The 25,461-nt window shown below is 40.4% G+C and carries 21 protein-coding genes; 9 read left to right on the top strand and 12 right to left on the bottom strand.

What is annotated here, in order from left to right; translation table 11 throughout:
- The first annotated feature begins 32 nt into the window (after positions 1-32).
- Positions 33-1,235 carry an alpha/beta hydrolase gene (locus NPUN_RS21365; protein WP_012410573.1) on the top strand — a complete coding sequence of 401 codons (1,203 nt, stop codon included), beginning with the start codon at positions 33-35 and terminating at the stop codon, positions 1,233-1,235.
- A gap of 131 nt (positions 1,236-1,366) precedes the next feature.
- On the opposite strand, the gene NPUN_RS21360 is transcribed toward NPUN_RS21365, so the two are convergent.
- Positions 1,367-1,990 (bottom strand): hypothetical protein, encoded by a 624-nt coding sequence (locus NPUN_RS21360; protein ID WP_012410572.1) that lies wholly within the window; start codon positions 1,988-1,990, stop codon positions 1,367-1,369.
- A gap of 217 nt (positions 1,991-2,207) precedes the next feature.
- Between NPUN_RS21360 and NPUN_RS21355 the strand changes: the two genes are divergently transcribed.
- Positions 2,208-2,639 carry a hypothetical protein gene (locus NPUN_RS21355; RefSeq protein ID WP_012410571.1) on the top strand — a complete coding sequence of 144 codons (432 nt, stop codon included), beginning with the start codon at positions 2,208-2,210 and terminating at the stop codon, positions 2,637-2,639.
- Positions 2,640-2,862: 223 nt separating this feature from the next.
- On the opposite strand, the gene NPUN_RS21350 is transcribed toward NPUN_RS21355, so the two are convergent.
- The 3 genes from NPUN_RS21350 to upp form a co-directional block, all read right to left on the bottom strand.
- Positions 2,863-3,141, bottom strand: coding sequence for a YggT family protein (locus tag NPUN_RS21350; RefSeq protein ID WP_012410570.1), 279 nt, complete (start codon positions 3,139-3,141; stop codon positions 2,863-2,865).
- Positions 3,142-3,269: 128 nt separating this feature from the next.
- Positions 3,270-3,623, bottom strand: a complete 354-nt coding sequence (locus NPUN_RS21345; RefSeq protein ID WP_012410569.1) for a ssl2009 family thylakoid membrane protein — start codon at positions 3,621-3,623, stop codon at positions 3,270-3,272.
- A 77-nt stretch (positions 3,624-3,700) separates the two neighbouring features.
- A complete protein-coding gene (upp, locus tag NPUN_RS21340) occupies positions 3,701-4,351 on the bottom strand; it encodes a uracil phosphoribosyltransferase (RefSeq protein WP_041566344.1) in 651 nt (216 codons plus the stop codon).
- 398 nt (positions 4,352-4,749) lie between these two features.
- Between upp and crtH the strand changes: the two genes are divergently transcribed.
- On the top strand, positions 4,750-6,240 hold the full coding sequence (crtH, locus tag NPUN_RS21335; RefSeq protein WP_012410567.1) for a carotenoid isomerase: 1,491 nt from the start codon (positions 4,750-4,752) through the stop codon (positions 6,238-6,240).
- A 422-nt stretch (positions 6,241-6,662) separates the two neighbouring features.
- Positions 6,663-7,067, top strand: a complete 405-nt coding sequence (locus NPUN_RS21330; RefSeq protein ID WP_012410566.1) for a hypothetical protein — start codon at positions 6,663-6,665, stop codon at positions 7,065-7,067.
- Between the two features lie 210 nt (positions 7,068-7,277).
- Here the strand turns inward: NPUN_RS21330 and NPUN_RS43525 are convergent, their stop codons facing one another.
- Together NPUN_RS43525 and NPUN_RS21320 are read right to left on the bottom strand one after the other, a co-directional pair.
- Positions 7,278-7,469 carry a hypothetical protein gene (locus NPUN_RS43525; RefSeq protein ID WP_012410565.1) on the bottom strand — a complete coding sequence of 64 codons (192 nt, stop codon included), beginning with the start codon at positions 7,467-7,469 and terminating at the stop codon, positions 7,278-7,280.
- Between the two features lie 270 nt (positions 7,470-7,739).
- Positions 7,740-8,345, bottom strand: a complete 606-nt coding sequence (locus tag NPUN_RS21320) for a DUF3318 domain-containing protein (RefSeq protein ID WP_012410564.1) — start codon at positions 8,343-8,345, stop codon at positions 7,740-7,742.
- 268 nt (positions 8,346-8,613) lie between these two features.
- On the opposite strand from NPUN_RS21320, the gene NPUN_RS21315 reads away from it, so the two are divergent.
- The gene (locus NPUN_RS21315) at positions 8,614-8,874 is read left to right on the top strand and encodes a hypothetical protein (protein WP_012410563.1); all 261 of its coding nucleotides are present in this window, start codon (positions 8,614-8,616) and stop codon (positions 8,872-8,874) included.
- Positions 8,875-8,956: 82 nt separating this feature from the next.
- On the opposite strand, the gene NPUN_RS21310 is transcribed toward NPUN_RS21315, so the two are convergent.
- The 3 genes from NPUN_RS21310 to NPUN_RS21300 form a co-directional block, all read right to left on the bottom strand.
- A complete protein-coding gene (locus NPUN_RS21310; RefSeq protein ID WP_012410562.1) occupies positions 8,957-10,618 on the bottom strand; it encodes an iron uptake porin in 1,662 nt (553 codons plus the stop codon).
- Between the two features lie 132 nt (positions 10,619-10,750).
- On the bottom strand, positions 10,751-11,380 hold the full coding sequence (locus NPUN_RS21305) for a Crp/Fnr family transcriptional regulator (RefSeq protein WP_012410561.1): 630 nt from the start codon (positions 11,378-11,380) through the stop codon (positions 10,751-10,753).
- A 694-nt stretch (positions 11,381-12,074) separates the two neighbouring features.
- The gene (locus NPUN_RS21300) at positions 12,075-13,322 is read right to left on the bottom strand and encodes a glycosyltransferase (protein ID WP_012410560.1); all 1,248 of its coding nucleotides are present in this window, start codon (positions 13,320-13,322) and stop codon (positions 12,075-12,077) included.
- A 786-nt stretch (positions 13,323-14,108) separates the two neighbouring features.
- Between NPUN_RS21300 and NPUN_RS21290 the strand changes: the two genes are divergently transcribed.
- Positions 14,109-15,551, top strand: coding sequence for an MptA/MptB family glycosyltransferase (locus tag NPUN_RS21290; protein ID WP_012410559.1), 1,443 nt, complete (start codon positions 14,109-14,111; stop codon positions 15,549-15,551).
- Between the two features lie 522 nt (positions 15,552-16,073).
- Here the strand turns inward: NPUN_RS21290 and phoU are convergent.
- From phoU to NPUN_RS21275, 3 genes are read right to left on the bottom strand one after another with little or no spacing between them, the layout of a single operon-like run.
- On the bottom strand, positions 16,074-16,742 hold the full coding sequence (phoU, locus tag NPUN_RS21285) for a phosphate signaling complex protein PhoU (RefSeq protein WP_012410558.1): 669 nt from the start codon (positions 16,740-16,742) through the stop codon (positions 16,074-16,076).
- Between the two features lie 28 nt (positions 16,743-16,770).
- Entirely contained in the window at positions 16,771-18,090 is a 1,320-nt protein-coding gene (locus NPUN_RS21280; protein ID WP_012410557.1) for a sensor histidine kinase, read from the bottom strand.
- 53 nt (positions 18,091-18,143) lie between these two features.
- On the bottom strand, positions 18,144-18,896 hold the full coding sequence (locus NPUN_RS21275; RefSeq protein WP_012410556.1) for a winged helix-turn-helix domain-containing protein: 753 nt from the start codon (positions 18,894-18,896) through the stop codon (positions 18,144-18,146).
- 466 nt (positions 18,897-19,362) lie between these two features.
- Here NPUN_RS21275 and NPUN_RS21270 point away from each other — a divergent pair, with 466 nt between their 5' ends.
- From NPUN_RS21270 to NPUN_RS21260, 3 genes are all read left to right on the top strand, one after another.
- A complete protein-coding gene (locus NPUN_RS21270) occupies positions 19,363-20,346 on the top strand; it encodes a coiled-coil domain-containing protein (protein ID WP_041565548.1) in 984 nt (327 codons plus the stop codon).
- Between the two features lie 53 nt (positions 20,347-20,399).
- Positions 20,400-21,479 carry a coiled-coil domain-containing protein gene (locus NPUN_RS21265; RefSeq protein ID WP_012410554.1) on the top strand — a complete coding sequence of 360 codons (1,080 nt, stop codon included), beginning with the start codon at positions 20,400-20,402 and terminating at the stop codon, positions 21,477-21,479.
- Between the two features lie 609 nt (positions 21,480-22,088).
- Positions 22,089-25,406 carry a PAS domain-containing protein gene (locus NPUN_RS21260; RefSeq protein ID WP_012410553.1) on the top strand — a complete coding sequence of 1,106 codons (3,318 nt, stop codon included), beginning with the start codon at positions 22,089-22,091 and terminating at the stop codon, positions 25,404-25,406.
- Positions 25,407-25,461 lie beyond the last annotated feature (55 nt).

Below are 25,461 nucleotides of genomic sequence, written 5' to 3'. Positions count from 1 at the left end.
TTTTTCGAGTCGTTATTACTGCTATTTGATATATGTTTCTTAACCCCAAAATAGTTTTTTCATGGCTTGTATTCTTACTAAGTTTTACAAGTCTGTTTCTCAGTTCTTGGATTCTTCTTCCGGCTCCAAATATGTCTTTACTCACGCTAGCAGTAGGAGCGCCAGAAGTCAGTCCTTGGTTATTGTTATTAAATTTATTCTCTTTATTGCTTTCTTTTCTCTGCATCCGTCGCTATAGAATACGGCGTTTAACTTCCATTTTTAGTTCAATAGGATTGCTAATTTGTGCATGGGTGCTGGCGAATATTCCCCTAACTCAAATGCAGATGGATAAAGCAATGAAGCAAGGTTTGGGAACAGACTATCTAGAGCAGATTCCAGTCCAAGTAAGGGCTAAAATGCAAACTCATCCCTTTAACTTAGTTAATTTTTTCGGGGGTATTCAATTAGGAAAAACTCGTCATCAAAAAGATATTCTTTTTGCTTCTCCTGCGGTAATGCCTTTAAAAATGGAAGTTTACCAGCCCCCACAGGTAGGGAAATATCCAGCAGTGGTAGTAATTTATGGTGGAGCTTGGCAATATGGAAACCCTCAGGCCAATTCTGAGTTTAATCAATATATCGCTCATCAGGGATATACAGTATTTGCGATCGACTATCGACACGCACCTAAATATCAGTTTCCAACTCAGTTAGATGATGTGCGTACAGCCTTAAATTTTATTCGCAAAAATGCAGCAACTTATGAAGCCGATCCAGAACGTATGGTGCTTATAGGACGTTCTGCGGGAGCGCACCTAGCAATGCTAGCGGCTTATCAACCAGATGCACCACCCATTCGGGCTGTAATTAACTATTACGGGCCTGTTAACTTGCCTGAAGGATACAAAACGCCACCAGTTCCCGATCCTATCAACACCCGCGCTGTTTTAAAGGCATTTCTCGGTGGTTCATTAGAAGAATTGCCTAATCAGTATAAAATTGCTTCACCCATAAATTACTTGACGCACCCTTTACCACCAACTTTATTAATTTACGGCAGTCGTGACCATTTGGTGGAAGCACGATTTGGCAGACAAATGTATGAAAGGTTACATAACTCTGGCAATACTGCGGTTTTTCTACAAATTCCTTGGGCAGAACACGCTTTTGATGCAGTTTTCAACGGTGTGAGCAATCAATTAGCGTTATATAATACCGAGAGGTTTTTAGCTTGGGCTTTGTTCAAGAAATAATTTCATCAACGTACAGCATCAATAAGAGCATAAAGACTCGTTAACGGAGTTCAAAGGCTCATTAACGGAGTTCAAAGGCTCATTAATGGAGTTCAAAGGCTCATTAACGAGTATCAAAGACTCAATAAGATTTACTCAGCACTCCTCTTCTGCGGCCAACGCCAGTTATAGCGATTCCATTCGTAGATTCCTTGAATTTCATACTCAGCGCCGTTGAAGAAGCGGACGACGCAGTTAGTAGAGGAATCATCACCGTTGCTAATTTCCTCGACCTTAATCACCATACAAGGAAACCATTCGCGCTTACAAGGCCCATCTTTTTGCACCCATTCCCATAGTGCATTGGAAACTTCAATGCGATCGCCTACTCTTAACTTTAGTGCATCCTCAAAATAAGAATACTTATCAAAATGGCATGACTCAACACGGTTCAGCCACTGTAAACCATAGCGTTCCCGGATAAATTGTACTGTTCCAGAGTCATTTTCTAGCAGCCAGTCATTAAGTAATTGCACTTTCCAAGTGCGGTTGCGCTGTTCTTCATCTTTAACAAACTGTAAAAATGCTTCTAACTCCTCTGGTGTAAGTTCGTCTAAAGGATTAGCAATATCTGATGCCTTAGAGGTAGAATTCCCCTGAATTTGCTCGACCACTTGCAGTAAAATCTGTTTCTGCGTGTCAGTGAGAGGACAGCTTGCTGCATCACAATCATTAAAGGCTGCGAGCATAGATGCTTCAATCTCATCTGGTGTCATAAGTTAATCGCAATTGAGGGTTTATTTCCCTAATTATTACTTTTTCTAGAGTGTGTAGGGGAGTTTTGATGACTCCTATGCGGATATCACAAGAATCCTACCTCTGATAAGAGTGGGTACAAAAGGTTAAATTAAAGTCTTCAATCCTGTTGTACTTAAATTCAGGTAAGCTGAGGTTATAAGTTACATATTTTTGGATTAAGTAACGGGGTCTTGTATGCGGTTGCGGTCACTCACGGTCGTTTTTATTTCCTGTCTCATCGCCTTGCTATCGTGGGTGATTACTCCCCCTGCTATAGCTTTGACACAGATTAAATTATTTGATGTTTCTTATAAAGATTGTCCACCAGAACTGGCACAAGGGGCTGTTATAAGTAGTGGTAGTGCGGCTGCCAATTGTTTTATTGTCATTGGCAAAGCAGAAAATGGCACTAACAAAACAGTCTACGACGCAGATATTTTTGGACGCATCTATGATGCCAACAATGACTCAGTGATGCAAAACCGCACTCGATTAGGTTCTATTACTGAAGTGCCGCCAGGGATTAGCGATTTTCAACTGAGAATTACTGTACCAGCAAATCAACCGACTCCGTTGAAGCTAAAGCAGTTTAAGGCTGCTGGATTTAGTGGTCAAGTGCGTAGGTAAGGCATTTAATTTGCATAACTAATGCCCACCCCACAAGAAATTTATTTTTGGCGGATACAAATTAAAAGATTTTTACCTTACCAATTTTAGATTTGAGATTTAGGAGTCGGTGCGTTAGTCCGCACAAGAAGAAGTTTTCCAGTCAGTATTATAGACGCAATAAAAATTGTAGAGGCGTGAATTAAAATTTGCGCCTCTACAAAAGTTTTTATTGGGGTAGCAATCAAAATCCTTGCGCGAATGGCAAACGAGCTAAGGTTCTCAGAAGATCGCCAGCTAAGTTGAGTGCTAAGAAAGCTAAGATCGGAGAAAAATCCATGCCGCCCAATGGGGGAATAATTGAGCGGAATAGATTCAAATAAGGATCGCTGATCTGGGCTAAAGCGGCAAATGGCTGGTTATACCAGTTGATTGTCGGGAACCAGGTCAACAAAACCCGGATAATTAGTAAATAGCTATAAAAGGTGACAAAGGTAACTAGTGTGGTAATCAGTAAACTCATAGATGGCTTGGTTTCCTACTAAGTGTCAAACGCGGTCTTGTCTTTCTAATTTTAATTTAGTCTATGTCATGGAGTTTGCAGATTTACCACTGGCCACACAAGACATTTTCACCACGCCTGAACTAATTTCAGGAGTCTTTAGTGAGGGTGCGATCCTTGCTGGCTTGGGGTGAATCACCATTTACATTTCCTAGCTGCTTTCGCACATCATCAATTGTGGCATTTAGCTGGGCAATTTTATCTTCTAGCGATCGCCTAGCTGTTTCTATGCCGATGCTCTCAGTCTCTGAGGCTTTCATCTGACGGCGCTTTGCTGCTATTTTCTTTGCTTCGACTTGGCTATCCGTCAGTTCTACCTCGTCGTCTGCTACCAATTCTGGATTGCGTCGAGAAGCAATCAGTGCGCCGATAACACCGCCAAATACGCCACCGACAAAGGCCCCTGCTAAAAAACCACTGCTAAAACCATCTCGTTGACTCATATCTTTACCGCCTTCAACAAACCTTGCAACTTTTACAGTAGTTATGCTATCTTTATATGCCCTAGCTGCATACTAGCTTAAGTCCCAAATGTGCGATCGCCTGCATCTCCTAATCCCGGTACAATAAACCCCTTACTGTTGAGTTTTTCGTCAATAGTAGCGGTGTAAACGATTAAACCTGGATAAGCTTCACTCAGTTTTTGCAAAGCTGGTGGAGCCGCCACTACGCAAACAATCCGGGTCAGGGAAGGATCGGCACCCCGTTGTGTTAATTCTGCCATTGTAGCCATAATCGACCCTCCTGTTGCCAACATGGGATCGGTAATTAACACTCGTGTTTGGGGGTCAAATTTTTCTGGCAACTTGTTTAGATAACAATGAGGTTGCAGTGTTTCTTCATCTCGCGCCAAGCCAAGATGATAAACCGATGCTAAAGGTAATAAAGTCTGCGCTCCTTCAAGCAATCCTAGTCCAGCCCGCAGAATCGGTACTACTGCTACTGGTATTTGCGGATCGATCACAGTTGCTGGACAGGTATCCAAAGGAGTCTGCACTGCTGTTTCTTGGGTCGGCAACCAGTCTCGCGCAGCTTCATAAGTCAGCCATCTTCCCAACTCAGTCATGGCGCTGCGAAATAATACTGAAGGCGTGCCTGCATCACGGGCGACTGCCAGCCAGTGTTTGATCAGGGGATGGGGTGGAACATAAACGCGCAATTGTAGCGTCATAGCCAGAAATAGGCGACTTTTTATTGTACAAGAACTGAAACACCATAATACTCTTTCCTGCATCCGGCTGACAGCTAAAATTAATACTCTCCGATTTATTGACAAAGTTTTTCATTAGCTGTTGACATCTATTCTCAATCAAAGCTATATTATTATCCAGTGTTCTCCTCTCTTTTAAGGATCGGCAGACGGGATTAGCCAGCAGTAGCAGGCTCGTCCCTCTTTTTTTTGATTGGTCATTGGTCATTGGTCATTTGTCCTTGGTCATTAGTCTTAGTTAAATTAAATATTCATTGACTCTAGACAAAGGACAAATACTTCTCTACGAGAGGCTACGCGTTAGCGGAGCTTTGGCTTTAGCGATACGCTCAGTACAAATGACAAAGGACAAAGAACAAATGACAAATGACGCAATCGTGATTGGGTCTGGTATTGGTGGGTTAGTAACAGCGACCCAACTAGCGGCTAAGGGGGCAAAAGTGCTGGTGCTGGAACGTTATTTGATTCCAGGTGGTAGCGCAGGTTATTTTGAACGCCAAGGCTACCGATTTGATGTTGGTGCATCGATGATTTTTGGGCTAGGACAAAACGGCACTACAAACTTACTCACCCGTGCTTTGACAGCTGTGAATGTTAGCCAAGATGCGATCGCAGATCCGGTGCAGATTCACTATCATCTACCCCAAGGTTTAGACCTGAAGGTTGACCGGGTTTATGAAAAATTTTTGCAAAATCTTATTGCTCATTTTCCCCATGAAGAAAAAGGGATTCGTCGCTTTTATGACGAATGCCAAAAAGTATTCAAGTGTCTCAACAGCATGGATTTACTGTCGTTGGAAGAACCTTGGTATTTACTGCGGGTATTTTTTCAGCATCCTTTGGCGTGTCTCGGTTTAGTTAAGTATCTGCCCCAAAATGCTGGGGATTTTGCCAGACGCTACATCAAAGATCCTAAACTATTAAAATTTATCGATATGGAATGTTATTGCTGGTCGGTGGTTCCGTCAGACATGACACCAATGATTAATGCTGGAATGGTCTTTTCTGACAGGCATTATGGTGGAGTTAACTATCCCAAAGGCGGAGTAGGACAAATTGCCCAAAAACTGGTGGAAGGTCTAGAAAAAGCTGGGGGTAAGATTCAGTACAAAGCTAGAGTCACGAAAATCCTCACAGAAAAGGGAAAAGCGGTAGGTGTGCAACTGGCGAATGGTAAAGTATATCGGGGTAAACGCATAGTTTCTAATGCCACACGCTGGGATACGTTTGAGCAACTACTACCAGCAGAAGAAATGCCACTTAATGAGAAAAAGTGGCAACAGAATTATCAAAAATCTCCCAGCTTCTTGAGTTTACATATAGGGGTAAAAGAGTCAGTTTTACCTGTGGGGACAGAGTGCCATCATATTTTGCTGGAAGGTTGGGAAAAGATGACGGCAGTGGAAGGGACAATTTTTGTTTCGATTCCCACATTGCTTGACCCAGATTTAGCGCCAAGTGGATATCACATCATTCATGCCTTCACGCCTCACTGGATTGATGATTGGCAAGAACTTTCTCCAAGCGAGTACAAAGCGAAGAAAGAAGAGGCGGCTGGGCGAATTATTGACCGCCTAGAGAAGATTTTTCCTGGCTTAGATGCTGGATTGGATTATCTAGAGGTAGGCACACCCCGCACCCATCGCCGCTTTTTGGGTCGTCAGGATGGCAGTTATGGGCCAATTCCCAGGCGTAAGCTGCGGGGGTTATTGAAGATGCCCTTTAATCGCACAGCCATTCCAGGACTTTATTGTGTCGGGGATAGTACCTTTCCTGGTCAGGGATTGAATGCAGTAGCTTTTTCTGGGTTTGCTTGCGCCCACCGGATTGCTGTAGATTTAGGATTTTAATGCGATCGCAGCGCCTGGCTGCTAATCTAAGAAAATTAAATATTAACCCAGACGAGTTAGTTTAATTATTTTGGTACCTACCTTTAGATAGATAGGGTAAACCCTATACGGCTGCTCGTCAAAAATCGCTTGCCAGTAATGAAAAATAAAACTTTATATACGAAAAAATTTAAGACGCATTTTTGATTTATTTTGTCAATGTGTAATCTCTAGTATCAGCGAATAAATTAGCAAGGACTTCTCAGGGCTTAATATATATTCATGCTTTCAGTAGATGCCGTTATGACTTGATAAATGCGACTATGTATATGTTCTCGAACAATAAATAGTTGCTTTGTTGTTAAGATAAAAAATCAAATTTTATCTGACTATAGTAACTTTGGTTTTTAGCCAATTGTTTGATGTTTTGAGAAGGTAACACAATGAATAAAATCCTAAAACGTACACTTCTACCAAGCCTCATGGCTGCAAGTTTAGCTGGTGTAACTTTGGTTCCTGCTAAACCGGCTGCTGCTGACGATCAAGTACTACGAGATGCAGGTATTGGGGCTGTTACCAATGTCGTCACTGGAGCCGTTAGGGGAAATGGTAGTGTATTAGGCAATGCTGTCAAAGGTGGTGTCACTGGTGCAGCCGTCAATGGTGCAAATGGTCTAAGAAACACTCGCAATCGCCGTCACCGGAACATTGGTCAAGATGTTGGAGTCGGTGCTGGTGCAAGCGCAGTGACCGGCGTAGTTACTGGCGATAGCAGAGATACCCTTGGGAATGCTGTTGATGGTGCAGCTGTAGGTGCAGCAATCCATCTACTGACCAATGGCAAATAATTCGTAAATTCATCAGCGAAAATACTTCCCAATTGTTAACAGGTTTCACTTGTGAACACTACGAGTTTATTCCTCCCCTAATTCCTCTCCTTTTAGGATGATCAAAGACAACCCCCTTCCCCTACTAGGGGAAGGGGGTTGGTGGGTTAGATTGATATTGAGATATATGCCACCGTCACATTTAGATGACGTTGGGCTTAATACTAAACTCTAGCCCTTCAACGCTTTTCTAAAGTTTCGACGATAGGATTGATTCGTAATAAACAAAGCTGGCCATAGCAAGGATAAACCAATGCGATTGGTCAAAGTTGGATTAAAATTAGTCCGTCCAAATCCATTCCAAAACTTCCAAACGCCACCTCCGTAAACCCCTATCAAGCCAATAACAATTAAAGTACCCATTCCTATCAACTCCGCTAGTAACTGACAGAATTTAAGTTAAGTTTTACCACACTAGGTAAGCACTTCATAAGCAACGCCGAGAAGGTATGACAAAACTCCCCAGTTTTTTACATCTAAGTCAGTTAAACACACATTCTCTGATTCCAGTGTAGAATAGCCCCATGCTTTGCAGCTAGTTGGAAGCTCATGTATTGCACTTCGTTAGAAGCTTTGAGCTAAATGCACAAAGTCGTATTTGTGGCTAAAAGGTTCTGTAGTGATAAAAAAGTTCTACTTATCATAACTTTCTGGCATACCCACTGGTGATAAGCCTGCGATCGCTCTGAGATTTTGGCAACGAATCAACTCAGTAAAATTTAAACCAGAACGCCCTTCAATTTTTGCTACCGCTTCAATTGCCAACAATAGGTGCTGCGCTGCTTCCGCTTCTGAATAACCGCGCCGTTGTGCTATGCGAATTGCTGCTGCATCGGCATTTAACTCTGACTCTTGAGATTTATTAGTACGCCAGATCCGAAAAGCAGCGATCGCACTTAATCCCCCAGCTATGGCTACACCCACCACATCTGACTGTGATGCTTCTAATAAGCCGCCTAACATCCCCACTAGCACGACACCTTGATAAATGTCGGGTTTAAACCACTTCACCCCCGTCAACCAGCTAACCATCTGCAACAGCAGCAAATCTCGTTGCGGCTTGGCTAGGCAACGCCATAAATCGAAATTAATATATATTGGTCGCGTCTGATTCCAGGGTTGGGGAAAGGACGCATCAATCACTTTCGCCTGTTCTGGCTTACTAACGATTTTTGTCGTCATCCGACCAGAAGCAGGCATTACATCTAACAAACGGCGAATTTCAACATTTGGCTCCATAAATTTAATTATTAGCCATAATGTGCATAGTAATTATTTTAGTTACCATTTGTGTTAACCTTTGATTTGTGAGATGCTCTCGCAATCTTTCTAAATAGTTATTCTATTAGTAAAAATTTCTGTAAATGGCTATTTGTAAATAGTTTAGACAAAGCCATAAGAATATTGATAAAGCAATTTGATAGTGTGGCGGGATTTTATAGTATCCGTTTGCCCCCAAATTCAAAACCTGAAAGTTTTGGATAACCATTGATATTACTGTAACGATATGGACGCTTTTGCTACCCTCCCGCCTGAATGGACGAATCAGGCAATACACGCTTATGAATTTTGCTGTCCTAATTGCCACTCAACTAGCCGAGAAGCTGAAAAAGTTTGGCTAAATCGGCGATCGCCTGTACTTACAGAAGACCGTCGTCGCAAATGGCAAGAATTCTATTATTGCCACTGTGGTACTGTGTGGTGGGCTTGGAGTAGCGATCGCCCCCCTAAAGATATATCCAATCAGCCAGATTATAATCCTACATAGCTAATTTTTTTCTAAACAAAACCCCACCTAAAAGTGGGGGTTTTGTTTATCTAATTCTGAGATTTATATTTCATCACCAATTTTAGAAGGAGAAAGTAGTACGCAGGGTAGCTACGTATTCAGTGTCGTTAGCGTCGTTGTGTTCTGGATTGAAGATTACCAACAAGCCAGGTGTTACCTGAATATTATCGGAAACCTTGTACTTGTAAAGACCCTCTAAGTGATAAGAGGTATTGTCGTCGAAGGTAGTATTACCAGCGACATTTTTGATGCTACCACCAGTAACTTTGGGTGGTTGACCAAAGATGATACCTAAAACGTTGCCTTCGCCACCAAAGTCTTTTAAAGCAAGCGCTCCAGCCCAATACCAAACGTCTGCATCTGTACCTGCATTAGCACCAGTAATCGCATCAGCAGTTGTATAACCTCCCCAACCACTAATAGCTAACGTCGGGCTAAATTGGAAGGTAGCTTCTACACCGTAGTTGTTGGATATAGTACGAGTGTTATTCCCAAAGGGATTGTTAGCAAAAATACTACCTGTACCTTGGAAAAGGTTATTGTTAACAGTATTGTTAACAAGATTAGTTTGATAAGTACGAGCGTAAGTTAGACCAATATTAAAGGCTTTGGTGGGTTGGAAAGATAACTGACCAAAGATAGCGTTATCACCATCCAACAACCCATTATTAAGGGTAGGGTCATTAGCAGTTCTAGCTAGATAAGCACCGCTTAAACTGATAGCGCCTTTAGGGTTGAAGGTAACAGTTACACCACTGCCACCTTGACCTTGGCGATATATGGGGCTGAAACGTCCATAACGTGAGAGCGCACCTCTACCAGAGCTTGCAAAGTCAGAGTTGAAGTTATTAACGTTTTCGTATAATTCAGCACCAATGGCATCAACTTTGACACGTACTGCATCAGTCAAGTTGAAAGCATAGTTGAGTTTATCGATGCTAACGCTGTTGCCAGTATCTCCATCAAAACCTAAGCGGCTCATATTGGTACCAGTACCAGTACCCAATGCATCATTACCACGATTGGAGACGATATTGCCAGCATTTAGACGTGTTTCCAACTGGTCTGTACCAGTGAAACTGCTGTACAATTTCAAACGAACGCGATCGCTAAAAGTGGTATTGGAATTCAAGTCTTGAGTAGGATTGCCACCACGAGCGGCTCTAGTGTCACCAAAAACATCAGACACTGCGAAAATTGCTTCTCCAACCAACTTGGTGGTAGTAGAGAACTGATTAGCTTCCAACTCAGAAGTGCGAGCTTCTAGTCCATCCACACGACCGCGCAGAGTTGCTAATTCAGCAGAATATTCTTCTTGTAAGCGCTGTAAAGTAGCTAAATCTTGTTTGCTGACCAAATCGGCAGTAGCTGTAGCAATCAGTTCGTTAACCCGATCTAAACAGGCATTCAAACCTGCGGCAAATTCATAACGGGTCAAAGCACGGTTCCCACGATAGGTACTGTTGGGATAACCTGCAATACAGCCGTAGCGCTCAACTAGAGATTGTAAAGCTTGGAATGCCCAATCTGTGGGTTGCACATCTGAAAATTGCGAAACTGATGTTACCTGACTCATATCATTAGAGTCTTGAGCTTCAGATAACTGGGCAGCATTTGTTACTTGTTCGTTGACTTCAGCAGCTAGAGCGCTATTCGCAACAAAAAATGTCGCAGCTACAATAACTGGACTAACCTTAAAAAGATTCCAGAATCGTTTTGTCATGTTTTTACTCTCACTCACACCTAAATAACCCGAACACTGTAAAACGCTTATAACACTTTACTTTTGGGAATTCCACACACAATCACAGATAAGATTATACATTACATTCTGTGAATCTTACAAGCAATTCAGCTAACATACTGCTGAACCATAATTTTTAATTAATTTATTGGGTAAACGCAAAATAATGCGGCGTTTGTGGCGTAGAACTGTTCCTTCTTCTTCCAATTGCTGTAAAAGTCGGGTAACTGTTACTCGCGTCGTATTTAATACTTCAGCAATATCTTGATGGGTAACATTTAAATCAATTAGCTTGCCCTTATCTACATCACGTCCAAATTTTTCACTTAACCACACCAAAAATTGCCATAAGCGCAGCGAAATTGGTTTTCGATGCACAATACTTAGTAGATCCTCTGCCTGTTGAATATGGGACAACAAAGCATTAATATCTTGATGCCACAAATGAGGCGGTACAATGCTTACTTCCACGCCTGTGAGACATTCAATTTGGTAGGGCTTGACCCTAGATAAAGGATAGCCAATCAGATCCCCTAATCCCCAATAACCAAGAGTGATGAATGTTCCATCTTCACCCCATGTTAAGGTACGAACTGCACCGTATTCAATACGCCAAAGTACGTCATTTTGAAGTGGAATTATTTCCCTACGGGTAAATATCTGCTGGGACAATCGTCCGCTTAAAGCAGAGCTATTTGACACGGCAGAAGAGTTTGAAGTAGGAGTTGTAGAATATATCATTAACCGTAACTACATAATTATCAGGGAATCTCGATATTTAAAATGATTAAGAAACTCTAATAATTTGTATAAAACAAAATCCACCTGTGTATTTAATTACGTGTATTTTTAGCCATGAGAGCTAGAGACTAACTCAAAATCTTTTCATTGAAACAACTTCTTGTTTTAAGTATCTATGAGTTATATAGATACTCATTCTTTTCAGTTGTTTATCTGCTACTTTAGTTGTGCAAGTTTAAGAATAGGTAAGCTTTTAGTAAAATATTTAGTTAAATTATTTTTATTGAGCAAGTTTCCAACCAAAAAAAGTGGGTTTCTCTCGCTCCTATACTCCGTATGGGAACGAGCGAAACCGCATTAAGCTAAGTCTTTAAGACTTGTGTATACACCGTAAGTGTGTATTAGGGAGAGAAAAAGATTTCTAATTTCCCGTTTTCATAAGCCAATAAGCTTGGGTTTAGGCTACGCAGTGCAAAGAATAGGAAACAAAGTAAGAAACTGCCTCATCAAGTTTCTTAGAACCAGTGTAAATTAGGTCTACTACACTCCTTCAATATATAAGCGCGCAATTTTCCCCTTTTGGCTTGTCAAAAGGGGATAACTTTAGCTACTAGGTATCGTTTTTTACTACAATATTACCTTTATCCTGAAATTTAAGTTCGTTCTAAAGGCAAAAATCAAAATCTCGTTGTGATTATTTTACTTCGGTGACGCGCCAGCTAAGTTTCAAATTAATCCAGAAATTCCAGATAGTAGCAACTGCGATCGCAATAAAGTTGGCAATATAACGGTTAGGAATAAGAAAATTGAATACCAAATTTAATACCAGTACATTCAATACCAATCCAGCCAGGCAAATAGCGTTGAACTTCAAAAACCGCTTTAGGCGTTGATGCCATTCTTGCTGTCTAGCGCTGACATCAGCAAATGTCCAAGCGTCATTCCACAAAAAATTATTTAAAATCGCAATTTCACCAGCCATAATTTTGCTGCGTGTTAGAGGCCAAGCCAAGGTAGTGGGATCGCTGAGTAAATAAAGAATTGTCATATCCACAAATACCCCACTCAGTCCTACTAAGCCAAAGCGGATAAATCGGCCAATGGGGAAACCCGTTTGTTGAGTAAGTTTTTGTTTTTTATTACCTCCGGTTAGCCGTAACCTTACTAAATGGTGAATGTAATCTATGTATTGTTTCCATGTAACTTTGCTTTCACCCTCTTTGCGTTCACAAAATACATATCCAACTTCGGCAACTTCATCTACCTTTCCCCGGCCAATTACTTCTAAGAGAATTTTGTATCCCACTGGATTGAGTGTTGCATTAGCGATCGCACTTCGGCGCACCATAAAATAACCACTCATAGGGTCAGAAACTCTGCCCAGTACTCCCGGTAAAATAACCAAGCCTAATAATTGAGCGCCACGAGACAATAAACGCCTGACAACACTCCAGCTACTAACACCGCCTCCTTCAACATGACGACTAGCTACTGCCAAATCCGCTCCCTGCTCAACACTACGCAAAAGTTGCATCAGCACCTCTGGCGGATGCTGCAAATCTCCATCAATCACCCCTAACACACTTCCCGTAGCTGCTTGCCACCCACGAATCACTGCCGAAGACAGCCCCCGTTCTTGTTCTCGTCGCATCACCCGCAATTGAGGGTATTCTGTTGTCAGGGATTGTGCTATCTCCCAAGTTCGGTCTGGGCTATCATCGTCTACCACAATTAGTTCATAGTTTCCTGGAATTGATTCATCCAGTAACTGACTCAATATACTGACCACATTTTGGATGTTGTCACGCTCTTTATAAGTGGGAATTACTAGAGATAAATGGATAGATTCACCACTTGTACCCACATTATTAGGGGGCAACTCTGAAATCTTTAGTGGGCCTGTTGGTACTGCTAACAGCGAGTTGGATGAGTTTGTCTTCATAATTTCACATTTATCTGTAAAGACTAAAGGAAATAGAGTTGAACATCTGCGCGCTTTATTGACTGAACCTGGTTAGCCAAAGTTTTTTGTTACAGTTTAGATGTTCTGAAAAGTTTGATATCTGCCTCCTGCCTTATGAACGGAGGTGGGTTTAAAACCCTTGTCTATTATCTCTGCACGTTTTATATATTCAGAAGTCCATAACTTCCTTTACGTGCAAGCTTTAAACCTTCAGTCCCATTTGAAAAAATGATTTTTTCCATTTACTGATGAAACAACTCGAAATACCCAATATTGGCATTATTGCCCCATAACTGTATCCACAGAGTGGCATATTAACTGCATTTGCTCGTTTAATATCACCATTATCTTGGCTGCTTTCAATAAACTTTGTTATTGATTTTATCCACATGACACACCCTGTACTTAGTCGCAAACATGACTTTAGTTGCTTTTTCAGTATTGTATTTTATCAGGAATGGTTTAAAATTGCTATACATCTCATGAATGATTTATGATTGCTATATTATTTTTTTGAGTTTTGCAAGTAATCATGAAGATGTTCAAGTTTCCTATGTAACTTTATAGTACTATTGAGTTTACATGCATTTAATTGCATAAAATTCTTCAATGGCAAACAAATATCATTATTTATAATTATAATACAAGGGAAAATTTGATGGTTTGAAGTGTTTAATACCCGCAAAGTCAACACATAACTTCAGTTTAAGTTAGGGTTTAAATACCTGTTCTAAAGCATTTTATATTGTTAATGATGGATTTTTTATGTTTCTACTAAACGCAAACAATTTATCTAATACTAAGAAAAACAAAATATTATTAAGTTTAGCCATATTCTTTTCATTACTATTATGTGGAGAATTAGCAATTAGAGCTTATTCTTTTTATCTTGAGGCTTTAGGTAATTCCACTGGTCGATATTTACCTGATTTTCCTAACCCCTTTGACCAAATAAGAACGGGTATAGAATTCATTTGTTTAAATATTATATATATTGCTTGGCTAATAATAAACAGAAATAACAAAAAAGATATAACCTTTATAAAAATTTTAAAGAATAGTTCATTTTTTCTGTTAATTGCCTTTGCAGGTTATCCAATAACTACTGATATAAATTTGTATGTACATTATGGTTTGATGTATTTAAATGGAATTAACCCTTTTCTGAATCCTGCAAGCGCATTTACCTCAGAATTGTCTCCATTTCTTATTTGGAAACAGACTTCTACTTATGGGCCTATATCTCAACTATTTTTTATGTTTTCCGGTCTTTTCGTTGCAATTACTCCTAGTTTAGGAATTTATGCATTTAAATTAATCTGTCTTTTATTCCATATATTAAATAGCTACTTAATTTGGGGGCATTTAAAAAACTCTCCTCATAAAGCTAATGTAACAATTGCATATTTACTTAGCCCATTACTTGTGTACGAGCAGATTACGAATGCCCATATAGATGTTTTAATTTCTACCATTTTAATTATTTTAATAATATGCCTTAAAAACTATAATTATATAGCTGCGATTGTTACAGCTTGGATTGGTTTTCTAATTAAAACATTACCAATTGTTTGGTTGCCCCTAATTTTTGTTTATTTGATTAAGCAACAACGTTGGAAAATTCTATTTAGTGCTATTTTTATCTCTGTAGCTATAATTTTTGCAACTTCTCTGATAGCTTTACCTTCAGTCGATGCTTGGACAAGCCTTTTCAATCCTGGCGTTAAAGACAGAGTAGGTGGTTCATTATATGGTTTTATTAAGAATGTACTAAGTTTGAACATTCTAAACCTTCCTGCAACTTTTCAAGAAACCGTATTCTCAACATTAAAACCTATAATCTTTTCTATATTTGTAGTTTCTTACTTGATTATTCTGGTAAAACCATTTTTGAAAAAAAAGTATTCTGAAACTACTTTTACTATAAATATAGGATGGATTACCTTAATATTATTTTTGTTTGCTGCTCCTTGGTATTGCTCTTGGTATTCCTCTGTGCTGTTGGCAGTCGTAGCTTTAAACATAGATTCTAATTCAAAAAGATTCGTGATTACTACCATCGTCTTCTGTATTAGCAGTACTGTTTTTAACTATCTATTACGAGGTATTCGACTGTGCGATTTTTTAACGGTTGTACCAACTCTAGCAGTAATTATATTTTGGCTTGTACGTGATATCCAAGCTCTAAAAAAGCCGATGAAAAATTGAATCAGAAGCTACTATTTTTATAATTAAACAGTAAATAATTTTTCTAACTGTTCATATAGATTTATAATTATTCTCGCTAATTTTAATGGTAACAATTAAAATTTAATACCTATAATTTACCAACTATAAAAGCCCAATATTTTATCGTTATTCAGTACTCGTTATGCAAAATCCTTGTAGGCTAAGACAGTTCTGCACTTAAAAAGCTATGCGTTACCCACGTCTTTTTTTGTAATCTTTTAACCCTTCTTTTGTAAGTATCTCAGAGACTTAGGTGTTAGGCATACTTGACAAATTTGCGCTTAATATTCTTGCTAGAACTGTGTTTTTATTGAGAATTAACGGCGAAGTAATGAGGGTTAGAAAAACAAGAGCGATCGCTCTGGCAAATGTTAAGACAGATCCGGTTAATGGATAGCCTTAGAAAGCAGAGGGGAACCAAAGTCAAAATCCACCCAATTTATCGGGAAGCTATGGGTAGTGGCTTTAGCCTATGGACTCTATGGACTCATGAACCGTCAATTAAGAGCGTTGACCGGTGACAATATATGCCACCCTCTGACCGATATTAGTTGCATGATCTGCCATCCGTTCTAGACAACGAATTGCCAGTGCTAGCAGCACAATTGGCTCGACTACACCAGGTACATCCCGTTGTTGGGCTAAAGTTTGATAAACGCGATCGTAAGCATCGTCTACAGTATCATCTAGGTGCTTTAAACGTCGACCACCGCCTTCATCGAAATCTCCCAAAGCCTTCAAGCTAGTTGCTAGCATTGCCTGCGCGTGAAGGGACATGGCTTCAATTTCAGATAAACACGTATGAGGCGCATAAGGAAAAATTTTAATCGCAATCTCAGCTAAATCTTCAGCATAATCGCCAATGCGCTCTAAGTCTCGCACCAGTTGCATAAAGGCACTCAAGCAGCGCAAATCTTGAGCCGTAGGCGCTTGCAGCGTCATAATCGCCGTACAGTCTGATTCGATTTGACGATAAAAGCGATCAATCTTTTTATCTAATAGAGGAAGTTCCTCAGCTGCTGTTAAGTTACGAGCAAATAACGCTTGGTGGCTGAGGCGAAATGATTGTTCTACCAAAGCACCCATGCGTAATACGTCCCGTTCTAAGCGCCTAATGGCGCGTGCTAGTTCGGGTCTTTGAGGATTGGAACCATAATGGACAGCTTTCACACTTGTTGTCTTAAAGGTGAAGATATTACTAACTATAGTCTTGGCTTAAGGAGTTTGCCATAACTTCAGGAAATTGAAGTTGCATCCACGCACCACCGGTCTCTGGATGGTTCATAGCTTTGATTGAGCCACCGTGGGCGATCAGAATTTGCTCGACGATCGCTAATCCTAATCCATTGCCAACGATCGCCCCGATGGAGTTACTATCTTGTGGAGAATGGGTTCGTGCCTTATCTCCTCGATAAAATCGCTCAAAAACGTGGGGTAAATCTGCCTCAGAAAACCCGACTCCAGAATCAATAAGATTTATTTCTAGAATTGGAGAAGTAGCATCATTATTTTTTGTTGATAAGATTTTCGCTTCAACACGAATACTTGTAGAAGGAGGACTGTATTTAATACTGTTGTCTAGCAAGTTGAGAAAAACTTGAAAAATCCGGGCTTGATCTGCTTTAATCCAAAGATTTTCTGGGCCAGAATAAGAAAGAGATAGATGGTGGCGCTGTGCTAGAGGTTCTAGTGTTTCCCAAACAGATGTAATTAGCGATCGCAATTCTACAGCTTTGGCTTGCAATTGCATGGTTGGGTTTGCTTCCATTTGGGTGAGGTCTAACCAGCTTTGCACTAAGTTAATCAGCCGATCGACTTCCTGCATCAAACGGTTAACCCAGCGATTTAGAGGTGGTTCCAAGCGAATTTGTAAAGTTTCCACCACCAAGCGAATCGAAGTCAAGGGCGTTCTGAGTTCGTGGGCTAAATCGGAAAAAGAGCGATCGCGTACTTGATTTATATCTAATAGGGGTTGACGATTTTCTAAAAATACTCCTACTTGTCCATTAGGTAAAGGCAAACTAGATGCCCGCAAAGCCAGAGATTTTAGTGTTGGCATCTCTGCCGCATCATCACAAGATGGATGAAATATCCATTCTCCCGTCTGTGGTTTTTGGCGATCGCGAGTTTGCTCAATTAAATGGTCAAGTTCGTAAGACCGTACTAACTCTAGTAGTAAACGTATTTCTTCTGGTTGCCACCTTTGCAGATACAAAATTTCCTGCGCCTGCCGATTACACCACAGCAGTTGATTTTCCTCATCTACCTGCAAATATCCCACTGGTGCAAAATCTAGCAAGTCTTGGTAAGTTTGCAATGATTGCTGCAAATCTTGGCGTTGCTGTTTCACCATCGCTATTTCCTGCCATAACCCAGGAATCAGCAGCAGTCCCTTCTTGGAAGAATGCGAGGTTAACGGTCGGAATAAGCGCCCCAGGTAGCGGTTAAGTTGAACCTGTTGCCAAATCCAAAACCCAATGCCTACTGCTAAACCCAGAAAAAATCCCAATAAAAGCATTTGAGTTGTTAGTTTGTTGGTGACTACTAAAAACTAACAACTATCTAAACTAATTATCCAAACCTATAGCCAAAACCTCGTACAGTCACAATATATTCGGGATGACTGGGGTCTTGCTCTAATTTTTCGCGCAACCAGCGAATATGAACGTCTACAGTTTTACTATCACCAACGAAATCTGGCCCCCAAACCTGATCTAGTAATTGTTCCCGCGACCATACCCTCCGGGCATAACTCATAAACAATTCCAGCAAGCGGAACTCTTTAGGTGAAAGGCTCACCTCTTGACCACGAACCAGCACCCGACATTCTTGAGGATTCAAAGTAACATCTTTGAATTTTAATACTGGTAGTTGTGGTAAATTACTTAGGCGTTGGCGGCGGAGTAAAGCGCGGCAACGAGCCACTAACTCGCGCATACTAAAAGGTTTGGTCAGGTAGTCATCTGCTCCCACCTCTAACCCCAGAACGCGGTCAGTTTCACTACCCTTAGCACTGAGCATTAAAATCGGAACTGGGTTTCCTTGATGACGCAGCAAACGGCATATATCTAGCCCATTGATTTGTGGCAGCATCAAATCAAGAATGATCAAATCAAAGGGAACTTCCCCTGAGTTGGTTTCAAAACTTTTGAGATACTCTATAGCAGATCGCCCATCGGGTGCAGTTATCACCCCGTAACCTTCTTCTTCCAGGGCTACAGCTAGCATTTCCTGGATTAATTCTTCATCTTCTACTACTAGAATACGGCTGGTTTGTCCAATTTCCGTTCTGGCAGAGTATTTGGTCGATTCAGTGGTATACATTGATATCACAAAAGTCTGGGACTGTGCTTGTATCAATTAGCATGATTAAACTTATTATCTCGCCTTAGTGCGACGGCGCTTCTGCTAGGGTTAATTCTTTTAGATTTTCTTTACAAAAAGTAACACATTCAACATCATCCTCCTAAATTAATATGATTGTCGGCTTTTAATACTTTGTTGGGTGCCGCAATTATATAAAGCATTATCTTGACAAGAAGAGATGAGGTTAAGTATATTTATTTTAGTACAAAAGTACTAGTACGTCCCAAAGGGAAAACTATACCTGAAAAATAGAAGGACATAACTGTGGAAAATTCGTACCATCTAAGTGTCCTATATCAATCATTTCAGTATTTACACTGCGTGAAAAATGTTGATTTAAAGGCTACTCTGATGTCTGCATAGGGTAGTCATTGGTATGGCTTGCTACCCAATAAATCATTTGCCTATTGAAGGGAGTTGGAAGATGACTACAGTTGGAGTCAAGGACAGCAAACAACAACTAATGCAAGCATTTCAACAAATTATTATCCAAAGAAAAAAGCTGGAATCTAAAATAGCAACCAAACAAGAGGAAGCAGACAAGGCAAAAAGTCAAGAAATTCTGCAAGCAGCTTCTACATATACGGTTGATAGTATTGTCAAAGGTTTAGCTGATTTACAATTGGAGTTTGGCAGTATTCTCAATGCGTTATCTGAAAAACTAGCTCAGGAAAATTCTAAGTTAGATGAATTGAACCGAGCTATAGAAATTGAAACTCAACGCTTACAAGAGCTTCAACAAATCAGAGTTGTAGCGGATACTCTAGACATTTTAAGTCAAGAACATCAAGAAAAATTAAAAACTTTAGAGCAAGATACTATTAGTAAAAGGGAAGCACTAGAAAAAGAAATTACAACTAGGCGTAAAGAATGGCAAAAAGAGCAAGCTGAGTATGAAGAAAAACTCCAAGAATATAACGATTTATTAATCAAAGAGCGCCAGCAAGAACAAGAAGAATCTCAATATAAGTTAGAAACTACTCGTAAACTCAATACAGATAGCTACGAAGCGGTAAAACGCCAACAACAAAGGGAAATACAAGAAAATTCTCAAAAGAAAGAGAAAGATTGGGCAGAACGAGAAAAGATATTCGCTGAACGCCAACCACTGTTTGCAGACTATGAACAAAAGGTAACTACATTTCCTAACGAACTGGAAGAAGCCGTAAAGAAAGCTAGAGAAGAAGCAATTAAAGAAACAAGTCAAAAAGCTAAAATTGAGGCTGATTTATTTGAGAGAGAATGGGAATCTAACAAACAGAGTTATGAGCAAAAAATTCAATCTTTGGAAGAAACAATTAAAAAACAGTCTGAGCAAATAGAAGGTATCTCTGCTCAATTGCAAACTGCATTAAAACAAGCACAAGACTTAGCTATGAGGGCTTTTGGTAGTTCTAACCCTAAATAGTTACGAGTCCGTAGCATCTTAACCATTTTTAATTCCTGAAGAGGAGGTTTGTTGTGGTGGTGAAAAAGCCGACTGATAAGAATACTAAAGTAGAAATTCTTCAGGCGTTTGAGGAGTTAGCTAAAGAAAAAGCAGCACTGAAATCGGAACTTGAAAAAGTTGCCAAAGAAAACCAGTCTGGAACTAAAGAACAGCCTAAATTAGAACAAAAAATAGCTATGAATCAGCTTTCTAGCGTCCAACAGAAGATGAACAATACAATTGAAAGCTTGGCAAAGATTCAATTAGGTTTTGGCAGTGCTGCTAATGAATTATCGGAACAGCTAACCACAAAAGCCTCTAATTTAGAAGAAATAAGGCGAAATTTAGAAGAAGAAATCCAACAATTAACACAGTTGCACAATTTAGAAATTTCTGATGATATCTTGGATACTCTCATCCAATCTTATGAAGATAATACAAAAGCTTATCAGGAAGAATATAACCAGCGTTCCGAAGTGTTATTCCAAGAAATACTAGAACAAAGAAATATTTGGGGAAAAGAACAGGAAGAACAGCAACGGGCGATAAAAGAACGGAATGAAAACTTGAAGAAAACTCGACAACGCGATGCATCAGAGTATAAGTATAATTTAGAACTCCAACGACAATTGCAAAGTGACGAATACGAACAAGAGCAGAAAGCACTATATAAACAACTAGAAGAATTACTACAAGAGACAGAGAAACAATGGGCTGAACGAGAGAAAGCAATTTCTGAGAGAGAGAAACAATTTGAAGAATTAAAAGCTAAGGTAGAGGCTTTCCCGAAAGACAAAGAAGCAGCTATCAAAAAAGCTATAGAAGAAGGCAAAGGCATCGCCCATTACCAGGCGAAAGTAAAATCAGATTTATATTCTAAGGAAGTGGAAGGGCAAAAGCGTTTCTATGAACAAAGATTGCAATCTCTAGAACAAACTATTACTAATCAAGAGACGCGGATTCAAAATCTTTCTAAACAACTTGAATCTGCTCTCAAGCAAGTTCAGGATTTGGCAGTTAAAGCTATTGAAGGGACTTCAAATGTTAATTCATATCAGGCTATTAAAGAAATAGCTTTAGAACAGGCAAAGACTCAAGCGAAAAATAAATAATACCGATTATTTTTGACGTTGTATAGAGCAAGGGGCTTAAGCTCCTTGTTTTATCAAGGTTGATTTTATGCCGCTTCACATAGAATTGGTATAAGCTGATTTATTTTTAGACAATTGTAGAGACTTAATTTAAATTAAGTCTCTACAACGGACTATAACGCTTTTATTCGGTTTTCTTTGGTTTTTTGATGTCTGGGGGAGGTTGTAATCTCTTCTTCCTTGTTCCGGTAGCCTGTGTTTGCTGAAATGCTTGATTAGAATTTGGCTCTTGACTAGACATAATACTAAATTTTAAAATCTCCGACAATATTATCTACATCACGGGTATTGTAGATTACAGAAATATATCACAAGAAATTTAAATTTTTAACTAAAAAATTAGTACAGGTTAATCGTGTAACAATCATCACTTTATTTATACTTGAGGTTGATTCGGCATAATCTTAATACCCTTCCCTGGATAGCTTTCTAAATTTAGACTTATCGACAAATGGGAAAGCCGACTAGATAGTAATATTTTGCCTAAAAATGGAAGAAATAAGGCTAAAATTTATGTAAGTACAAGCCGTTGAATATTAAATTAACTTTAAATTTATTTAACTTTACAGAATGCCAGACGCGGAAAAGTCCCAAAACCAGCTGGCTAATGAAAAGCTGCTGCATCGGCAAGTTAGTAAAAAAGCAAATTATTCGCTCTTAGCCAGTGGAGAAGAGGGAATGGTGCTTCAGTTGGCGGATGGTACTATCCAGGCTTGCAATGCAACTTGCGATCGCATTTTGGGACTAACCACAGAACAACTTGTAGGGCAGAACTTGCTCGATTCCAAGTGGCAATTTCTTCATGAAGATGGCTCTCCTTTACCTAACGAAACTCACCCAGCGATCGCTGCTCAGAAAACAGGTAAACCTTGCTTGAATGTGGTGTGTGGCTTTTATAAGCCAAATGGTCAGCTAGTCTGGCTATTGCTGTCTTCACAACCTCTGTTCCAAGGTGGAGTAGACACTCCCTTTGCGATCGTCACAACTTTTTTGGATATTACAGAATTTAAGCAGGCACAACTTGAGGAAAAAGGTAACTGTACTGAAGATACTCAACAAGTTGAAGAAGAAAGTTGGTTGCAGCCAGAAGCTAAAAGTATTGTTCCTCTTGCCTCTGTTATAGATGTAAATGGATCTCAGCAACTGTGGGATAGTCAACGTTTGTTCCAACAAATTGCTGGTACTCTACCGGGGATACTTTACATATATGACCTCATTGAGCAGCGAAATTCTTATGTTAATGACGAAATTGCTCAAGGTTGGGGCTACACACCAGCAGAAATCCAGGCAATGGGAAAGGATTTATTTACCCAACTTCTACACCCTGAAGATTTGGCTCGACTCCCTACTTATTTTGAAAGATTTAATTCTGCCCATCCAGGCGAAGTCCTCAGTTTTGAGTACCGCATTCGACATGTTAATGGAGAGTGGCGTTGGTTTTGTAGCTATGACACTGTACATAGCAGAACTGTTGAGGGATTCCCGAAATATCTTTTAGGCATTGCTTTTGATATTACAGAGCGACGACACATAGAAATTTCACTGCGGCAAAGTAACGAAAGGTTTGAGCTAGCAGCTGCGGCGGTTAATTGCCTAATCTATGACTGGGAAATTCACAGAAGTAGTGTGGAAAGAACTCAGGGTTTAACCCAGGTTTTGGGCTACACCCAACAAGAAGCTGAACCTACCTTCGAGTGGTGGCAACAACTCATCCACCCCGATGACCAACAAAGAGTTAATAACCAGTTCATGGCTAGTATGGCCAATGGCAACCGTTATAGCATTGAGTATCGAATCCGTCACAAAGATGGCCGCTATGTATGGGTGCAAGACCAGGGTTTTGCTGTCCGGGATACAAATGGTCAGGTAGTTAGGGTAGTTGGTGCTAGTGCTGATATTACCGAACAGCAAGCTATACTGCGCGAACAGCAAGCTGCGCTACGCGATCGCCAGCAAATTGAAACAAACCTGCGCGAGAGTGAAGAACGAATTCGGTTAGCCACTTCTGCTGCGGAACTGGGTATGTGGTTTTGGAATATTACCACCAACGAGTTAGTTTGGACAGAGAAATGTAAGGAGCTATTTGGACTAGGCCCAGAAGTCGAAATGAGCTATGAGCTTTTCCTCAACTGCATACATCCAGAAGATCGTCAACGCCTCAATGAAGCGATCGCTCGTTGTTTTCAGGAAAAGGTTGAGTATGACATTGAATACCGCAGTCTTTGGTCTGATGGTAGCATTCATTGGATTGCTGCTAAAGGTCGTGTCTTTTACGAAGCCGACGATCAGCCAGGTCGAATGATGGGTACTGCTCAGGATATTACTGGACGCAAACAAATAGAAAATGATTTGCGCCAGCGTGAAACTCAATTAAGGCGCTTAGTTGATTCCAATATTATTGGCATTATGTTCGCGACACCTGACCATATTACTGAGGCGAACGAGGCTTTTTTAGAAATGGTGGGTTATACGCGAGAGGAACTATTAGCAGGTAAGGTACGCAGAAAACAGATGACTCCACCGGAATATCACGCTCTTGATGAGCAGGGGATAGAGCAACTTTTAACGGTTGGAGTATGTAATCCTTTTGAAAAAGAATATATCCGCAAAGATGGTTCGCGTATTCCCATACTAATTGGTGGGGCTTTGGTAGAGAAAGATCCGCCATCTTGGATCTGTTTTATTCTGGACTTAACCCCAAGGAAGCAATTAGAACAGACACTTAGACAACAAACAGAGGAACTCAAACAGGCAAACCAAAACAAAGATGAGTTTCTCGCCATTCTCTCCCACGAATTGCGATCGCCCCTCAACCCAATTTTAGGCTGGTCATCGCTACTCAAAAGCCGCAAATTTGATGAAGCTACTACTAATCGAGCCTTAGAAACCATCGAAAGAAATACTCAATTGCAGATTAAATTAATTGATGAGTTGCTGGATGTATCCCGAATTATTCGCGGTAAGTTGAACCTGACTTTTGCCACTGTTAACCTAGCATCTGTAATTGATGCTGCATTAGAAACAGTCCGGTTAATCGCAGAAAGCAAATCCATCCAGATCAAAATACAGCTTGACCCAAATGTTGGTAAAGTGTCGGGGGATTATTATCGCTTACAGCAAGTTGTAGGGAACTTACTCTCGAACGCTGTCAAGTTCACTCCCCCTAACGGATCTGTGGAAGTCAGCCTCTCATCAAGTGGGGAATTGGCTTCCCACTCAGCACTGATTCAAGTTAAAGACACTGGACAAGGGATTTCCCCTGAATTCCTACCCCACGTATTTGAATATTTTCGTCAAGCCGATAGCAGTAGAACCAGAAAATTTGGCGGGCTGGGATTGGGATTAGCAATAGTTCGCAACCTGGTAGAGTTGCATGGTGGAACTGTAACAGCAGCTAGTCCAGGAGAAGGACAGGGAGCAATTTTTACTGTCAGACTGCCTGTGATGAAAGAGAGTAGGGGAGATGAGGAAACTGGGGAAGGCAGAGAGAAACTTAACTCGTTAGCGATCGCCGGACTACGGATATTGATTGTTGATGATGATGCTGATACACGGGAATTTTTGCACTTCTTCCTACAACAGAATGGGGCACTAACAACTGTTGCAGCATCGGTAACTGAGGCGCTAGCTGTCATAGTCAAGACCATACCTGATGTATTAATCAGTGATTTAGGAATGCCAGAGATGGATGGCTATAGCCTAATTAAGCTGCTCAGGGCTATGCCAAAGGAAGAGGGAGGGGAAATTCCGGCGATCGCTCTTACAGCTTATGCAGGAGAAAGCGATCGCAATCGAGTTTTAGCAGCTGGTTTTCAGAAACATCTTGCCAAACCAGTAAAACCAACTGAATTAATAATCTCAATTGCAGATTTGGTAAGTCAAAGATAAGTAACGCTTGTGACTGGCTAAAAATGCGAAGAGATGTTGCACTTCTATGAAATTC

Source organism: Nostoc punctiforme PCC 73102, assembly GCF_000020025.1.
Classification (GTDB): Bacteria; Cyanobacteriota; Cyanobacteriia; order Cyanobacteriales; family Nostocaceae; genus Nostoc; species Nostoc punctiforme.
The sequence above is the reverse complement of the archived record's forward strand: the minus strand, read 5'-3'. Positions and strand labels throughout refer to the sequence as shown.

What these genes read in the sequence shown, in the direction of transcription:
- NPUN_RS21300 (WP_012410560.1), bottom strand. Translation starts at nt 13,322, where the DNA reads ATGAAGACAAACTCATCCAACTCGCTGTTAGCAGTACCAACAGGCCCA.
- NPUN_RS43525 (WP_012410565.1), bottom strand. Translation starts at nt 7,469, where the DNA reads ATGGGTACTTTAATTGTTATTGGCTTGATAGGGGTTTACGGAGGTGGC.
- NPUN_RS21355 (WP_012410571.1), top strand. Translation starts at nt 2,208, where the DNA reads ATGCGGTTGCGGTCACTCACGGTCGTTTTTATTTCCTGTCTCATCGCC.
- crtH (WP_012410567.1), top strand. Translation starts at nt 4,750, where the DNA reads ATGACAAATGACGCAATCGTGATTGGGTCTGGTATTGGTGGGTTAGTA.
- NPUN_RS21350 (WP_012410570.1), bottom strand. Translation starts at nt 3,141, where the DNA reads ATGAGTTTACTGATTACCACACTAGTTACCTTTGTCACCTTTTATAGC.
- upp (WP_041566344.1), bottom strand. Translation starts at nt 4,351, where the DNA reads ATGACGCTACAATTGCGCGTTTATGTTCCACCCCATCCCCTGATCAAA.
- NPUN_RS21365 (WP_012410573.1), top strand. Translation starts at nt 33, where the DNA reads ATGTTTCTTAACCCCAAAATAGTTTTTTCATGGCTTGTATTCTTACTA.
- NPUN_RS21330 (WP_012410566.1), top strand. Translation starts at nt 6,663, where the DNA reads ATGAATAAAATCCTAAAACGTACACTTCTACCAAGCCTCATGGCTGCA.
- NPUN_RS21360 (WP_012410572.1), bottom strand. Translation starts at nt 1,990, where the DNA reads ATGACACCAGATGAGATTGAAGCATCTATGCTCGCAGCCTTTAATGAT.
- NPUN_RS21290 (WP_012410559.1), top strand. Translation starts at nt 14,109, where the DNA reads ATGTTTCTACTAAACGCAAACAATTTATCTAATACTAAGAAAAACAAA.
- NPUN_RS21275 (WP_012410556.1), bottom strand. Translation starts at nt 18,896, where the DNA reads ATGTATACCACTGAATCGACCAAATACTCTGCCAGAACGGAAATTGGA.
- NPUN_RS21305 (WP_012410561.1), bottom strand. Translation starts at nt 11,380, where the DNA reads ATGATATATTCTACAACTCCTACTTCAAACTCTTCTGCCGTGTCAAAT.
- NPUN_RS21315 (WP_012410563.1), top strand. Translation starts at nt 8,614, where the DNA reads ATGGACGCTTTTGCTACCCTCCCGCCTGAATGGACGAATCAGGCAATA.
- NPUN_RS21320 (WP_012410564.1), bottom strand. Translation starts at nt 8,345, where the DNA reads ATGGAGCCAAATGTTGAAATTCGCCGTTTGTTAGATGTAATGCCTGCT.
- NPUN_RS21260 (WP_012410553.1), top strand. Translation starts at nt 22,089, where the DNA reads ATGCCAGACGCGGAAAAGTCCCAAAACCAGCTGGCTAATGAAAAGCTG.
- NPUN_RS21310 (WP_012410562.1), bottom strand. Translation starts at nt 10,618, where the DNA reads ATGACAAAACGATTCTGGAATCTTTTTAAGGTTAGTCCAGTTATTGTA.
- NPUN_RS21270 (WP_041565548.1), top strand. Translation starts at nt 19,363, where the DNA reads ATGACTACAGTTGGAGTCAAGGACAGCAAACAACAACTAATGCAAGCA.
- NPUN_RS21345 (WP_012410569.1), bottom strand. Translation starts at nt 3,623, where the DNA reads ATGAGTCAACGAGATGGTTTTAGCAGTGGTTTTTTAGCAGGGGCCTTT.
- NPUN_RS21280 (WP_012410557.1), bottom strand. Translation starts at nt 18,090, where the DNA reads ATGCTTTTATTGGGATTTTTTCTGGGTTTAGCAGTAGGCATTGGGTTT.